Consider the following 14,858-nt stretch of genomic DNA (forward strand, 5'->3'; position numbering starts at 1 on the left):
TACATCATGGTTGCCGATACGCGTGATCCCTTGCTGGCGCAGGCCCGGGTGCTGGTTGCCAGCTACCGCCATGCTGCTCGCGCGGTGCGCCGTGAAGCGAGCGAAACCCATGTCCATGGTTACCGCATTGCTGCGCGCCGCATGCAGGCGCTGCTCGCATTGTGGCGACCCGCCCTTTGTCATTCAAAACTGGAACGACGGCTGCAGCGGGCCATTGGCCGACTCTCGGCCCTGCGCGACGCACAGGTTTACGCCGCGCGCTTTGGTGCGTCATCCACAATCGTCTTGCCCAAGGTGACGGTTCCCCTTTTTTCGGGCATGCTTGCCCGCTGGCTGGATGCATTGGAGCAAACTCCCGATACCTCAGGGCTGGCTCGTCACTACCGGCGCCACCTTGCCCGCCGCCTCGATTGCCAGCAGGCAGAACTGGTGGGGCTCAAGGTGGCGATACTGGATAGCCCGCTCTAACCATCTTGCCGGATGCTCAATGGGAACAATCCGCAGAGTTGCAGTGGCTTAAAAGAGTGCAGTGACAAAAAAAGAGGCCCGCAGGCCTCTTTTTTATCGGGTCGATGCGCTTACTTGACGCGCATACCTGGCTGGGCGCCTTCCTGCGGCTCCAGGATCCAGAGATCCTTGCCGCCCGGGCCTGCAGCCAGCACCATGCCTTCGGACATGCCGAAACGCATCTTGCGCGGCGCCAGGTTGGCCACCATCACTGTCAGCTTGCCTTCCAGATCTTCCGGGTTGTAAGCGGACTTGATACCGGCAAACACCTGACGGGTTTCGCCGCCGATATCCAGTTGCAGCTTGAGCAGCTTCTCGGCTTCCGGTACCGCTTCGGCCTTCTTGATCAGCGCGACGCGCAGGTCAATCTTGGCAAAATCGTCATAGGTGATGGTTTCGCTGATGGGGTCATCAGCCAGGGGGCCGGTCACTTTCGGTGCCTGCTCCTTGGCCAAGTCTTCCTTGGAGGCCTCGATCATGGCTTCAATCTTCGCCGGCTCGATGCGGGAGAAGAGGGCCTTGAACGGGGCAACGGTGTGATCGACCAGCGGCATCTCGATGCCATCCCAGCTGAGGGTTTCGGCCAGGAAGGCTTCGGCTCGTTCGGCCAGCAGCGGCATGACGGGCTTGAGGTAGGCCATCAGCACGCGAAACAGGTTGATGCCAACAGAGCAGACCGCCTGCAGCTCGGCGTCAGCGCCTTCCTGCTTGGCGATGACCCAGGGCGCCTTGTCGTCCACGTAGCGGTTGGCCTTGTCGGCCAGCGCCATGATTTCGCGGATGGCGCGGCTGAATTCACGGCTCTCATAAGCCTCGGCAATGGCGGTACGAGCATTGGCGAATTCGGCGTAGAGCTCGGGTTCGGCGCAGGTTGCCGCCAGCTTGCCGCCAAAACGCTTGGCGATAAAACCGGCGTTGCGGGAGGCGAGGTTGACCAGCTTGTTGACCACGTCGGCGTTGACGCGCTGCACGAAATCTTCGAGGTTCAGGTCCAGATCATCGATGCGGCTGTTGAGCTTGGCGGCGTAGTAGTAACGCAGGCACTCCGGATCCAGGTGGTTCAGGTAGGTGGATGCCTTGATAAAGGTGCCCTTGGACTTGGACATCTTGGCGCCGTTGACGGTCACATAGCCGTGCACGTTGACCTTGGTCGGCTTGCGGAAGTTGGCACCTTCCAGCATGGACGGCCAGAACAGGCAGTGGAAGTAGGCGATGTCCTTGCCGATGAAGTGGTAGAGCTCGGCGTCGGAGTCCGCTTTCCAGTAGCTGTCAAAGTCGATGTCGCCACGCTTGTTGCACAGGTTCTTGAAAGAGGCCATGTAACCGATGGGCGCATCCAGCCAGACGTAGAAGTACTTGCCCGGGGCGCCGGGAATTTCGAACCCGAAGTAGGGGGCATCACGGGTGATGTCCCATTGCTGCAAGCCGCTTTCGAACCACTCCTGCATCTTGTTAGCCATCTCTTCCTGAATGGCACCGGAGCCGCGCACCCACTCAGAGAGCCATTTTTCAAACTGCGGCAGGTCGAAGAAGAAGTGCTCGGAGTCCTTCATTACCGGAGTCGCGCCGGAGACAGCAGATTTCGGATCGATCAGCTCAGTCGGGCTGTAGGTGGCGCCGCAGCTGTCGCAGTTGTCGCCATACTGCTCCGGAGATTTGCACTTGGGGCAGGTTCCCTTGACGAAACGATCCGGCAGGAACATGGATTTTTCCGGATCGAACAGCTGGGAGATGGTGCGGCTCTTGATAAAGCCACCATTTTTCAGGCGGCCATAGATCAGCTCCGCCAGCTCGCGGTTCTCGTCGCTGTGGGTGGAGTGATAGTTGTCAAAGCTGATGTTGAACCCGGCGAAATCGGCCTGGTGCTCCTTGGAGACAGCGGCAATCATCTCTTCCGGGGTGATCCCCATCTGTTGCGCCTTGAGCATGATCGGGGTGCCGTGGGCATCATCGGCACAGATGAAGTGCACCTGATGACCGCGCATTCGCTGATAACGAACCCAGATATCGGCCTGGATGTGTTCCAGCATGTGGCCAAGATGGATGGAGCCATTGGCATAGGGGAGGGCGCAGGTTACCAGCATTTTACGAGGATCAGTTGCCATATTACGTTCTTGATGTGCTTGTTGGGATGATAGAGTGCCGTGCATGTTACCCGAATTGGGGGTAGCCTGCCTAGGGTTGTGGCTATGCCAACCTTGGCAGCACCTGCTGTTACGATGGCAGGCAAGCCACTGATTTGTGTGCGGTAACCGTTCACCTCAAGATAATGACAAGATAATGAGGAGTTAATGGTGATTGATTCAGTAAAACAGATCCTCGCCGAATTTAAGCCAGCAGGCTGGCACAAGGATCTGGTGGATGCCGGATTCGTTCGCGAGATCATCAATCAGGGTCAGGGGCTTACTATCCGGCTGGTATTGCCGTTTGCCGGTCTCTCGCTGCTAGATCAGCTCAAAGAGAACTACGATGCCAGACTGCGCAGCGCCACCGGTGCTGCCCGTATCGACTGGGCACTGGAAATTGACGTCGCGAGCATGCCGCGGGCGCAGGGCCTCAATGCCGTGCAGGGCATTCGCAACATCATCGTGGTTGCTTCCGGCAAGGGCGGGGTAGGCAAGTCCACCACCGCAGTCAATCTGGCGCTGGCCCTGCAAAAAGAGGGTGCGCGGGTCGCTATTCTCGATGCCGATATCTATGGCCCTTCCATTCCCACCATGATGGGCACCCTCACAGAGCGCCCGGTCAGCCATGACGGCAAGCTGATGGAGCCGGTGATGGCCTGCGGCCTCAAGAGCAACAGCATCGGCTATCTGGTCTCCGAGCAGGATGCCACCATCTGGCGCGGCCCCATGGCGAGCAAGGCGCTGGCGCAGATCCTCCATGAGACCCGCTGGGGCGAGGTGGATTATCTGGTGGTAGACATGCCGCCGGGCACTGGCGATATCCAGCTCACCATGGCCCAGCAGGTGCCGACTTCGGCGGCGGTGATCGTCACAACCCCGCAAGATGTGGCGCTGGCCGATGCCCGCAAAGGGATCGCCATGTTCAACAAGGTCAATGTGCCAGTGCTCGGCATCATCGAGAACATGAGCTACCACGTCTGCAGCGCCTGTGGTCATCATGAGCCGCTGTTTGGTACCGGTGGCGGCCAGAAGATGGCAGAGCAGTATCAAGTGGCACTGCTTGGTCAATTACCGCTGCACATCGATATCCGCCAACACATGGATGATGGCTGCCCGACGGTGTTCGGCGCACCGGAAGGAAGCCTGGCTCAGGCCTATTTGAAGCTGGCGCGCAGGGTAGGGGCTGAACTCTTTTTCAGCGCAAAACCGATTGCGACCCCCCTCTATGCCATGGCGCTGGATGAATAATCGGCGGTCGGTCACTTGAAAGGGAATTGAGGGTGGGCATGACCCACCCTTTTTTATATAATGGATCGGTTTAAACCATCCCCACTGCTCTTCTCTTTTAGGTATTTGTCATGTCTGATACTCAACATTCGTGTGTGATCATCGGTATTGCGGGCGCATCTGCGTCTGGCAAAAGTCTTATAGCCCAGACCATTTATGAAGAGCTGGTGGCCGAACTGGGCGCAGGTCAGATTGGTGTGATCACCGAAGATTGCTACTACCGTGATCAGACCCACCTGACCATGGAAGAGCGGGTCAAGACCAACTATGACCACCCCAACGCGCTGGATCACGACTTGCTGGTACAGCATTTGAGCCAGCTGGTCAAAGGTGACGCGGTTGCCATTCCCCAGTACTCCTACACCGAACACACCCGGATGAACGAAGTGACCCCGTTTGCGCCGCGCCGGGTGATCATTCTGGAAGGGATCCTGCTGCTGACCGACAGCCGTCTGCGGGATCTGATGGATGCTTCCATCTTTATGGATACCCCGCTCGACATCTGCCTGCTGCGCCGTCTGGTGCGTGATGTGCAGGAGCGTGGCCGTACCATGGACTCCGTGCTCAAGCAGTACCAGAAGACGGTGCGTCCGATGTTCCTGCAGTTTATCGAGCCGTCCAAACAGTATGCCGATGTGATCGTGCCCCGTGGTGGCAAGAACCGCATCGCCATCGACATGCTCAAGGCGCGTATCCGCCACATGTTGATCGGTTAAGATGAAACAAGCCGGGTGATGCCCGGCTTTTTTAAAAGCACAATTTGTCAGGAGAGTCGCCCAATGCGTCTGTGTGATACCGATATTGAACGCCATCTGGATGAAGGCAAGATCGTCATTGAGCCACGGCCCGGGGTAGAGCGGATCAGTGGTGTCAGTGTCGATGTGCTGCTGGGTAACGAGTTTCGGGTGTTTCGCGATCATACCGCGCCCTATATCGACCTGAGCGGCCCGAGCAGCGAGATGGCCGATGCCATCGATCGGGTGATGAGTGACGAGATCCACATCCCCGATGGCGAAGCCTTCTACCTGCACCCGGGTCAGCTGGCGCTGGCGGTGACCTACGAATCCGTCACCCTGCCTGCCGATATCGTCGGCTGGCTGGATGGCCGCTCTTCACTGGCGCGCCTGGGTTTGATGGTGCACGTGACCGCGCACCGCATCGATCCGGGTTGGTCCGGTCGCATCGTGCTGGAGTTCTACAACGGCGGCAAACTGCCGCTGGCGCTGCGTCCGAAGATGAAGATCGGCGCCTTGAACTTCGAGATGCTCTCGGGCGTCGCGGCCCGTCCCTACAACAAGCGGGAAAATGCCAAGTACAAGAGCCAGCAGGGCGCCGTTGCCAGCCGCATCAATCAGGACTGATAACTGGCAACACGGCAATGATTCGAGGGAGCACAAGGTGCTCCCTTTTTGCATCTGGAATCAAACGGATATGGGGTTGATGGTGCTGGTCGGATGAGATTGGTGGGGCTGGGACGTTTTATCACCACTTCCGCCCGTTTTTCTGTCATAAAAACGTCATAAAAATGAAATTATTGGCTTAATTGTCAGCTATTTTTGCCCTTTCCCGCAATCATTGATGGCTTTAATTAATCGATGGCAAGCCGCATGATGACTGGCTCTAGGATATTTTTTTCCAAAAAGCTCTTTTTTTTTATGGCTGAAATATTTCAATGGTGGCTATGGTGTTGGCCGCCATCTGGCATAATCCGCCGCAACTCATAAACAGGCTTTTTTTTATGTTTGAAATGTTTAGTGGTTTGGGTTTGTGGTGGTCAATCGGTTTGGTATTGGCCGTTTTTTTTGTGCTTGCCTATGAATTTATCAACGGCTTTCACGATACCGCCAACGCGGTAGCAACGGTTATCTATACCAAGGCGATGCCAGCTCACCTGGCGGTCGTTGCATCGGGGATCTTCAACTTTTTTGGCGTCATGTTCGGCGGTCTGGGTGTGGCCTATGCCATTGTCCATCTGCTGCCCATCGACCTGCTGCTTGGGATGGACTCCACCCAAGGGTTGATCATGGTCTTCTCCTTGCTGTTTTCCGCCATCGTGTGGAACCTGGGCACCTGGTTCTTCGGGATCCCGGCCTCCAGTTCACATACCTTGATCGGTTCCATTCTGGGGGTAGGCGGCGCCTATGCCTGGATCACCCATAAACCGGTGACAGAAGGGATCAACGTGGGCAAAGCGATCGACATCATGCTTTCCCTCATCATCTCTCCCACCATCGGCTTCATCATAGCGGCACTGCTGCTTCTGGCGATGAAACGCATCTGGACCAGCAACAAGATCCACAAAACACCGGAAGAGCGTCAGCTGGTGGATGGCAAGAAGCACCCGCCATTCTGGGCGCGTCTGACCCTGGTGGCCTCGGCCATGGGCGTCAGCTTCGTGCACGGCTCTAACGATGGCCAGAAGGGTATCGGTCTGGTGATGCTGGTGCTGATCTGCATGGCGCCCGCCTATTTCGCCCTGGACATGAACAGCCGCGCTTATGACCTGGATCGGACCCAGGATGCCAACCAGCGCATCATGGAGATCTACCAGCGCAACCAGTCCGCCCTCTCTGGCGTCATCAACTTCTCTGCACCGGCAACGGCTCAGGAAGAGCTGATGACTCACTGCTCCGCCGATGGCGTGTTGCAGGCGATGGCCACCCTGGATGCCCGTCTGGGTGCCGTGCGTACTTATGATCAGATGAGCCTGACCGACCGCCGCGAAGTGCGTCGTCTGCTGCTCTGTATCGATGACACCGCCCGCAAGGCTGCCAAGCTGCCGCTGCCAGCCAAGGAGCTGACCGATCTGGCCAAATGGCGCAAGGATCTGACCGCGACCGCTGAATACGCACCGACCTGGGTAATCGTCTCCATCGCACTGGCGCTCGGTTGTGGCACCATGGTGGGCTGGCGTCGTATCGTCCATACCGTGGGCGAGAAGATCGGCACCACCGGCATGACCTACAGCCAGGGCATTGCGGCCCAGATCACTGCTGCAACCTCCATCGGGGTCGCCAGTCTGACCGGTATGCCGGTGTCCACCACCCACATCCTCTCTTCTGCGGTGGCGGGGACCATGGTAGCCAACAAATCTGGCCTGCAGAGCCAGACCATCAAGACCATCCTGATGGCCTGGGTGTTGACTTTGCCGCTGACCATGCTGCTCTCCGGTGGTCTGTTCATCGTCAGCCACCATCTGTTTGGTTGATCTGCCGCGCTCATAACGCGCATCACAATGACAATGCCGCCCGGTCGAAAGATCGGGCGGCATTTTTTATATGCTGGATAGGTCGTGTCTCGTGAGCGCAGGAATATGGCTTGCAGGGATGTTAGGAGCGGGTCAGAAATCCCAGCCAGATTGCGGCATCGGTTCAGGTTGATCGCCTTCGCGAGCCTTGCGCCGCGCAGCCTCGACCCGGCGTTTGCGATCCCGGCACAGGCGCATCACCTCTTGTTGCTGGGCAGGGGTCATGGTGAGCCAGTTGAAACGCTCTTCGCGATTGCGCAGGCACCCCTTGCAGTAGCCCTTGTTGTTCACTTCGCAGACCCCGATGCAGGGGCTCTGCAGCGGGAATATTTCGAGCTGTTCCATCCATCACCTCGCACATCCTGTCACCTTGTTATAACCCAGCGGATCCCCTTTGGAGAAATCCTGCTTCAAGTGATTGATGTCGTTTGCTTTCCCCCTGCAAATTTGGCATCTTCCCCGCCGAGCATGGCTCTTGGCGTTATATGAGGACATATGAACAAACACGCGTACTGGCTGACCGCCGCAGTGCTGGGACTGGCCGGTTGTGCGGGCAACTCTGACAAAGCAGAAGTGCCCAAAAAACAGACCGACAACAGATGCTTTCTTAACTGCGAGGTGCCGGAAAATCTGGGCAAGCAGTATCTGGACGGGACCTTGCCAGAGGATCTGGTGAGGGTGGAGCGGGTCAATAGCCGTGCGCGTGCCGACTACAGCAAATTTGGCCCGCAAAGCAGACTGGTATTGGAGCGCTCCGGCAAAATGACCCGCCGTTATGGCGAGCTCTATCACCAGCTCTCCCGCTGGGTGGCGGGCGGCGGCAATCCTGCCGACATCACCCGTTACGGTATCAGCCTCGCTCAGCTGGGCGGCGCCGATCGCATGGGTAACGTGCTGTTTACCGGTTACTACTCACCGGTGCTGGAGGTGCGCCACCGCCCGGATGCCAAGTACAAATATCCCATCTATGCCATGCCCAAATGTGGCGGTCGCTGTCCGACCCGGGCCGAGATCCATCAGGGGGCCTTGGCCAATCGCGGGCTGGAGCTGGGTTACAGCAAATCCCTTATCGACAACTTCCTGATGGATGTGCAGGGCTCCGGCTTTGTCCACTACGGGGATGACGATCGGCTGCAATATCTGGGTTACAGCGGCAAGAACGGCCACGGTTACGTCAGTATCGGCCGGGTACTGATCGACCGCGGTGAAGTGCCCAAAGAGCAGATGTCGATGAAGGCCATCAAGGAATGGGCCAACCGTCAACCGGAGGAGACCGTCAAGGAGCTGGTGGAGCAGAATCCCTCCTATGTCTTCTTCGAGCGTCGCCCCACCAATGACGTGATCGGCGCCGCCGGTATCCCGCTGCTGCCGCTGGCGGCTGTTGCTGCCGACAAGACCCTGCTACCGATGGGGACGCCGATCCTCGCCGAAGTCCCCTTGCTCGATAAAGAGGGCAACTGGACCGGCAAGCATCAGCTGCGCTTGTTGATTGCGCTGGATGTGGGCGGGGCGGTGAAGAAGGGCCACCTCGATCTCTACCACGGCATGGGTGAGAAGGCCGGTGTAGCGGCCGGTCACTACAAGCACTTTGGCCGGGTCTGGAAGCTGGGCCTGCACCACGGGCCGACCGCTGCCCCCTGGTTGTAATCCTCTGAGGCTTTGGGCGTCTGTCATCGGGCGCCCGAGCAAACCCGAGCAAAGATGAAGAGACAAAAAAGCCGCCGGATTGCTCCGGCGGCTTTCTATTTTGTGCGAGTGGCAGCTGGTGGCTGCGTCAGCTCTTCTGGATATCCAGCCGGATGGCGCCGACCGGTTTGCAGCAGCAGGGGAGGCACTCCCCCTGGGCGACGAATGCCAAGGGCACCGCAGGATAGTGCACCTTGCCAGCCATCAGCGGAGTGCGGCAGGCGCCGCAATAGCCGCTGCGACACTGAAATTCCACATGATGACCATGGCGCTCCAGGGTCTCCAACACGCTTTCGCCGGCGTGGGCGTGCAGCACGGCACCATCCCGGGTATGTACCCGTGGTGCCACGACCGCCTGCTGTTCGGCAGGTGCGTGCGGGGCAGGGGTCAGCGTGTTGGTGGCGTCACTCACAGCTCGAAATCACCCAGGTCGTCGGCATTGACTTCGCTGTCGATCTGACCAACCAGATAGGAGCTGACCTCTACCTCTTGCGGGGCAACCTGTACGTTGTCGGATGACAGCCAGGTGTTGATCCAGGGGATCGGGTTTTGCTTGGTGCCGGCAAAGGCTGGCTGCAGGCCGACCGCACTCATGCGCAGGTTGGTGATGTACTCCACGTACTGGCAGAGGATGTCCTTGTTCAGGCCGATCATGGAGCCGTCCTGGAACAGGTACTCGGCCCACTCTTTCTCCTGAATGGCCGCTTCCTTGAAGATCTCGAAGCAGGCCTGTTCGCATTCGGCAGCGATCTCGGCCATCTCCGGGTCATCCTGGCCGGTGCGCATCAGGTTCAGCATGTGCTGGGTGCCGGTGAGGTGCAGCGCTTCGTCGCGGGCGATCATCTTGATGATCTTGGCGTTGCCTTCCATCAGTTCGCGCTCGGCGAAGGCAAAGGAGCAGGCGAAGCTGACGTAGAAGCGAATTGCTTCCAGCGCGTTGACACTCATCAGGCACAGATAAAGTTTCTTCTTGAGCTCGCGCAATGTAATGGTCACTTCGCGGCCAGCGACGGTGTGGGTCCCTTCACCGTGCAGGTTGTAGAGGGCGGTTGCTTCGATCAGGTCGTCGTAGAAGTGGCTGATGGAGCCGGCGCGCTTCAAGATCTGCTCGTTGGTCACGATGTCGTCGAACACCTGGGCGGGGGTGTTGACGATATTGCGGATGATATGGGTGTAGGAGCGAGAGTGGATGGTCTCGGAGAAGGCCCAGGTCTCAATCCAGGTTTCCAGCTCCGGAATGGAGACCAGCGGCAGCAGGGCCACGTTGGGGCTGCGGCCCTGAATGGAGTCCAGCAGAGTCTGGTACTTCAGGTTGGAGATGAAGATATGCTGCTCGTGGGGTGGCAGGGCCTGATAGTCGATGCGATCACGGGAGACATCCACCTCTTCCGGGCGCCAGAAGAAGGAGAGCTGCTTCTCGATCAGCCGCTCGAACACTTCGTGTTTTTGTTGATCATAACGGGCTACGTTGACCGATTGGCCAAAAAACATCGGCTCTTTGAGCTGGTCGTTTTGGGTTTGGCAGAAAGTTGAATAGGCCATGGTTACCAGAATATGTGAATAGAGAAAACAGGAGAGCGGGAGCTTCATGCTCCCGCCCGGTTATCAGTTCTTGCCGCGACTTAGATTTTGCAAGCCCCGCCAGCGCAACCGTCATCTTGCAGGTCGGTCTGGGCATCGTCTGCACCATCACGGGTGTTGTGATAGTACAGGGTCTTGAGACCGTATTTGTAGGCGGTCAGCAAGTCCTTGAGCAGCTGTTTCATCGGGACCTTGTTGCCTTCGAAACGGGCAGGGTCGTAGTTGGTGTTGGCGGAGATCGCCTGATCCACAAACTTCTGCATGATACCGACCAGCTGCAGGTAGCCGTCAACGCTCGGTTGCTTCCAGAGCAATTCGTATTGATCTTTCAGGCGATCATACTCGGGCACCACCTGTTTGAGAATGCCGTCTTTGGAGGCCTTGACCGAGACCAGACCGCGCGGCGGCTCGATGCCGTTGGTGGCGTTGGAGATCTGGCTGGAGGTCTCGCTCGGCATCAGGGCGGTCAGGGTTGAGTTGCGCAAGCCCACGGACTTGATCTCTTCACGCAGACTTTCCCAATCCAGATGCAGCGGCTCGTTGCACAGCGCATCCAGATCCTTCTTGTAGGTGTCGATGGGCAGGATGCCCTGGGCATAGGTGGTCTCGCCAAACAGCGGGCAGGGGCCGAACTCGCGGGCCAGCTGCACGGAGGCTTTCAGCAGGTAGTACTGAATGGCCTCGAAGGTGCGGTGGGTCAGTGCCAAACCGGAGCCGTCGGAGTAACGGGCACCGTTTTTGGCCAGGTAGTAGGCGTAGTTGATGACGCCGATCCCCAGGGTGCGACGACCCATGCTGCCCTTCTTGGCGGCGGCAATCGGGTAGTCCTGATAGTCGAGCAGGGCGTCGAGGGCACGCACGGCCAGATCGGCCATCTCTTCCAGATCTTCCAGCTTCTCGATGGCACCGAGGTTGAAGGCGGAGAGGGTGCACAGGGCGATTTCGCCACTCTCGTCGTCGATGTTGTTGAGCGGCTTGGTCGGCAGCGCAATCTCGAGGCAGAGGTTGGACTGGCGTACCGGCGCGACGCTCGGGTCGAACGGGCTGTGGGTGTTGCAGTGATCCACGTTCTGGATGTAGATGCGACCGGTACCGGCACGCTCCTGCATCATCAGGGAGAAAAGGTCTACCGCTTTCAGAGTCTTCTTGCGAATGGCCGGATCCTGCTCGTACTTGACGTAGAGCTCTTCGAACTTATCCTGATCGGCGAAGAAGGCATCGTACAGACCTGGCGCATCGGACGGGGAGAACAGTGTGATGTCACCGCCCTTGATGAGGCGCTGGTACATCAGCTTGTTGATCTGCACGCCGTAGTCCATGTGACGAACACGGTTCTCTTCCACGCCGCGGTTGTTCTTGAGCACCAGCAGGCTTTCCACTTCGGTGTGCCACAGCGGGTAGAACAGGGTCGCAGCACCGCCGCGCACGCCGCCCTGGGAGCAGCACTTCACGGCAGTCTGGAAGTATTTGTAGAAGGGGATGCAACCGGTGTGGAACGCTTCGCCACCACGGATGGGGCTGCCCAGACCGCGGATGCGACCGGCGTTGATGCCGATACCGGCGCGCTGGGAAACGTAACGCACGATGGAGCTGGCGGTGGCGTTGATGGAGTCCAGGCTGTCGTCGCATTCGATCAGTACGCAGGAGCTGAACTGACGAGTCGGGGTGCGCACGCCGCTCATGATTGGTGTCGGCAGGGAGATCTTGAAGGTCGAGACCGCATCATAGAAGCGCTTGATGTAGTCCAGACGGGTATCTTTCGGATACTTGGAGAAGAGGCAGGCCGCTACCAGGATGTAGAGGAACTGCGGACTCTCGTAGATCTCGCCGGTGACGCGGTTCTGGACCAGATATTTGCCTTCCAGCTGTTTGACTGCCGCGTAGGAGAAATCCATGTCGCGCCAGTGATCCAGATGGGTGTTCAGCTCTTCGAATTCGGCCTGGGTGTAGTCTTCCAGCAGGTGCTTGTCGTACTTGCCCATGTCCACCAGACGAGCCACGTGCTGGTAGAGGTGGGGCGGTTCGAACTGGCCGTAGGCCTTCTTGCGTAGGTGGAAGATGGCCAGACGGGCTGCCATGTACTGGTAGTCCGGGGTCTGCTCGGAGATGAGGTCAGCCGTCGCCTTGATGATGGTTTCGTGAATGTCGGCGGTACGGATACCGTCATAGAACTGGATGTGGGATTTGAGCTCTACCTGGGAGACCGACACGTTGTCGAGCCCTTCGGCGGCCCAGTCCAGCACGCGGTGAATTTTATCCAGATCGATGGGTTCTTTGTGTCCGTTACGCTTCGTCACAAACAAGTTCATTGGCTGATGACCTTCAGTTGATTCCCGAAAAACCATCGCACAATGGCGCCACCCAGGCCCCGGCGGTGTGCGGGAGTTGGGTAGAGATTGTGCGATGAATCACAAGATGTAGTGTTATTTTAAGTTCGAGCTACAAGATAGTGAGGTCAGCCCGCCATTGCAATGTGTGGATAAGTGACGAGCTGTGGATAAATTGTGAGTCTTGCCCCATCAGTTAGTGACCGCTCACAGTGAGCGGGTTTTCATTCGTCCGCTCCGCTAAATGCAAGTCTCCCGATCGAAGATGGAAAATTTAAATAACTTTTTTTACTTGCGAAACGGGGGGCTTTTTACTAGCAAACGGCGGCTGATTATCCCTTATGCAACAAGGGTCAAAAGCTGTCCAGTTGTCGCAGCCGCGGGCTCAGCGTGGCAAGGGCTTTGCATCAGATGACGGTGGTTTGTCGCCGCTTTGTGACGGCTGCGAGCTTGTCAAATGGGTATCCAACAGGCAGAAAGCTGCCTTTATTATCCATGAATAGAGGCGTGATGGTGGCGCAGGACGCGGGAGCGTAAAGGAAGAGATGCAAGGGGCGAAGAGTCTCTTCGCCCCGTTATCGCATATCTGCCGGTAAGGCTGCGCGTTACGCTTTGGCCGTCAACTCATAGCGCAGCCAGTGGTGCAGGGCTTGCACGGTATCAAAGTGCAGGTCGGCGCCCCACTGGGCGGGATCTTCCTCATCATTGAGATAGCCCCAGCCAGCGACCGCGGTGCGCATGCCGGCGTTGCGGCCCGCTTCGATATCCCGCACATGATCCCCCACATAGAGGCAGTGAGCCGCCTCGACCCCCAGCTTCTCACAGGCAAAAAACATGGGGGCGGGGTTGGGCTTGCGTACTGGCAGGGTATCGGCACTGACGGTGACGCCGCAGCTGGCAAGCTGTGGCAGGGCTGCCAGCAGCGGCTCGGTGAGAAAGGCCGGCTTGTTGGTGACGATGCCCCAGGGGAGCTGTTTCTCGTCGAGCCACTCGATAAGATCCACCATTCCCTCATAGGGACGGGTACCGACGCAGAGATTGGCGGCGTAGTAGTCGAGCAGGGCATTGCGCAGGCGGGTGGCCCCCAGCTCCTCAAGCAGTTCGTCGCCGAGGCCCGCTTTCAGCAGCCCGAGCGCCCCGTGGGAGGTGGTCTGACGAATGATGTCGTCAGAGAGCGGCGCAAAGCCTTCGCTGATCAGTACATGGTTGACGGCGGCCCCCAGATCCGGGGCTGTGTCGAGCAGGGTGCCGTCCAGATCGAACAGCACACCGTGCAGGGGCAGAGGGTGAGAGGCGCTCATCAACCGTGCTCCGGGCGGACAAACTCCACCATATAGTTGACGTCGACATTTTTGCCGAGCTTGAACTGGTTGGTGAGGGGGGCGTAGTGGACGCCGCTCATGTCCCGCACCAGCAGGCCAGCTGCTTCCCCCATGCGACACAGTTCGGCCGGGGTGATGAATTTTTTGTGATCGTGGGTACCCTTGGGCACCATCTTCATCAGGTACTCGGCCCCGATGATCATCATCAGATAGGATTTGGGGTTGCGGTTGATGGTGGAGACGAACACCCGGCCGCCCGGGCGTACCAGAGTCGCGATGGCGCGCAACACGGAGGCGGGGTCCGGCACATGCTCCAGCATCTCCATGCAGGTGACCACGTCATACTGGCCCGGTACTTCGGCGGCATGGGCTTCGGCAGTGATCTGGCGGTACTCGAGCTCGACACCCTGCTCCAGGGCGTGCAGGCGGGCGACGCCGAGGGGCTCCTTGCCCATGTCGATGCCGGTGACCTTGGCGCCACGGCGGGCCATGCTCTCGGAGAGAATGCCGCCACCACATCCGATATCGAGAATGCGCTTGCCAAACAAACCGCCACTTTTGTCGGTGATCCAGTCAAGGCGTACCGGATTGATTTGATGCAGGGGTTTGAATTCACCTTCCATATCCCACCAGCGGGAGGCGATGGCTTCAAACTTGGCGATTTCTGTCAGATCGACATTGGCATCACTGTTCATTTTTCGAAGATCCTGTGGCAGGGCGCCCGCTTCTGAGTCATGGGCGCAATCTATTGTCCTGGCGGGCATTATAACGGACG

The 14,858-nt window shown here is 58.4% G+C and carries 13 protein-coding genes; 6 read left to right on the plus strand and 7 right to left on the minus strand.

The features are described from left to right. The first annotated feature begins 6 nt into the window (after positions 1 to 6). Complete coding sequence (locus BN1139_RS19340; protein WP_005352139.1) at positions 7 to 468, plus strand: CHAD domain-containing protein; 462 nt, start codon at positions 7 to 9, stop codon at positions 466 to 468. Between the two features lie 110 nt (positions 469 to 578). On the opposite strand, the gene metG is transcribed toward BN1139_RS19340, so the two are convergent. Next, positions 579 to 2,612, minus strand: a complete 2,034-nt coding sequence (metG, locus tag BN1139_RS19345) for a methionine--tRNA ligase (RefSeq protein ID WP_026034905.1) — start codon at positions 2,610 to 2,612, stop codon at positions 579 to 581. 186 nt (positions 2,613 to 2,798) lie between these two features. On the opposite strand from metG, the gene apbC reads away from it, so the two are divergent. The 4 genes from apbC to BN1139_RS19365 all read left to right on the plus strand — a co-directional run bounded on the left by apbC (position 2,799) and on the right by BN1139_RS19365 (position 7,128). Continuing rightward, positions 2,799 to 3,881, plus strand: coding sequence for an iron-sulfur cluster carrier protein ApbC (gene apbC, locus BN1139_RS19350; protein ID WP_005352136.1), 1,083 nt, complete (start codon positions 2,799 to 2,801; stop codon positions 3,879 to 3,881). 110 nt (positions 3,882 to 3,991) lie between these two features. Continuing rightward, positions 3,992 to 4,636 (plus strand): uridine kinase, encoded by a 645-nt coding sequence (gene udk / locus BN1139_RS19355; protein ID WP_005352133.1) that lies wholly within the window; start codon positions 3,992 to 3,994, stop codon positions 4,634 to 4,636. A 63-nt stretch (positions 4,637 to 4,699) separates the two neighbouring features. Continuing rightward, entirely contained in the window at positions 4,700 to 5,281 is a 582-nt protein-coding gene (gene dcd / locus BN1139_RS19360; RefSeq protein WP_005336719.1) for a dCTP deaminase, read from the plus strand. Between the two features lie 377 nt (positions 5,282 to 5,658). Then, the gene (locus BN1139_RS19365) at positions 5,659 to 7,128 is read left to right on the plus strand and encodes an inorganic phosphate transporter (RefSeq protein WP_005336717.1); all 1,470 of its coding nucleotides are present in this window, start codon (positions 5,659 to 5,661) and stop codon (positions 7,126 to 7,128) included. A 132-nt stretch (positions 7,129 to 7,260) separates the two neighbouring features. On the opposite strand, the gene BN1139_RS19370 is transcribed toward BN1139_RS19365, so the two are convergent. Continuing rightward, positions 7,261 to 7,512, minus strand: coding sequence for a DUF1289 domain-containing protein (locus BN1139_RS19370; protein WP_005352130.1), 252 nt, complete (start codon positions 7,510 to 7,512; stop codon positions 7,261 to 7,263). 150 nt (positions 7,513 to 7,662) lie between these two features. Here BN1139_RS19370 and mltA point away from each other — a divergent pair, with 150 nt between their 5' ends. After that, positions 7,663 to 8,814, plus strand: coding sequence for a murein transglycosylase A (mltA, locus tag BN1139_RS19375; RefSeq protein WP_005352128.1), 1,152 nt, complete (start codon positions 7,663 to 7,665; stop codon positions 8,812 to 8,814). A 127-nt stretch (positions 8,815 to 8,941) separates the two neighbouring features. Here the strand turns inward: mltA and yfaE are convergent, their stop codons facing one another. The 5 genes from yfaE to ubiG all read right to left on the minus strand — a co-directional run bounded on the left by yfaE (position 8,942) and on the right by ubiG (position 14,778). Continuing rightward, positions 8,942 to 9,265, minus strand: coding sequence for a class I ribonucleotide reductase maintenance protein YfaE (yfaE, locus tag BN1139_RS19380; RefSeq protein WP_005352126.1), 324 nt, complete (start codon positions 9,263 to 9,265; stop codon positions 8,942 to 8,944). Then, the gene (nrdB, locus tag BN1139_RS19385) at positions 9,262 to 10,395 is read right to left on the minus strand and encodes a class Ia ribonucleoside-diphosphate reductase subunit beta (RefSeq protein ID WP_005336708.1); all 1,134 of its coding nucleotides are present in this window, start codon (positions 10,393 to 10,395) and stop codon (positions 9,262 to 9,264) included. The genes yfaE and nrdB overlap by 4 nt, the downstream gene beginning before the upstream one ends. 80 nt (positions 10,396 to 10,475) lie before the next feature. Continuing rightward, positions 10,476 to 12,743, minus strand: coding sequence for a class 1a ribonucleoside-diphosphate reductase subunit alpha (gene nrdA, locus BN1139_RS19390; RefSeq protein ID WP_005352124.1), 2,268 nt, complete (start codon positions 12,741 to 12,743; stop codon positions 10,476 to 10,478). Between the two features lie 623 nt (positions 12,744 to 13,366). Continuing rightward, entirely contained in the window at positions 13,367 to 14,062 is a 696-nt protein-coding gene (locus BN1139_RS19395) for an HAD family hydrolase (protein WP_005352122.1), read from the minus strand. Next, positions 14,062 to 14,778, minus strand: coding sequence for a bifunctional 2-polyprenyl-6-hydroxyphenol methylase/3-demethylubiquinol 3-O-methyltransferase UbiG (gene ubiG, locus BN1139_RS19400; RefSeq protein ID WP_005352120.1), 717 nt, complete (start codon positions 14,776 to 14,778; stop codon positions 14,062 to 14,064). The genes BN1139_RS19395 and ubiG overlap by 1 nt, the downstream gene beginning before the upstream one ends. Positions 14,779 to 14,858: the final 80 nt, after the last annotated feature.

Source organism: Aeromonas veronii bv. veronii (assembly GCF_000820225.1).
Taxonomy (GTDB): Bacteria; Pseudomonadota; Gammaproteobacteria; order Enterobacterales; family Aeromonadaceae; genus Aeromonas; species Aeromonas veronii.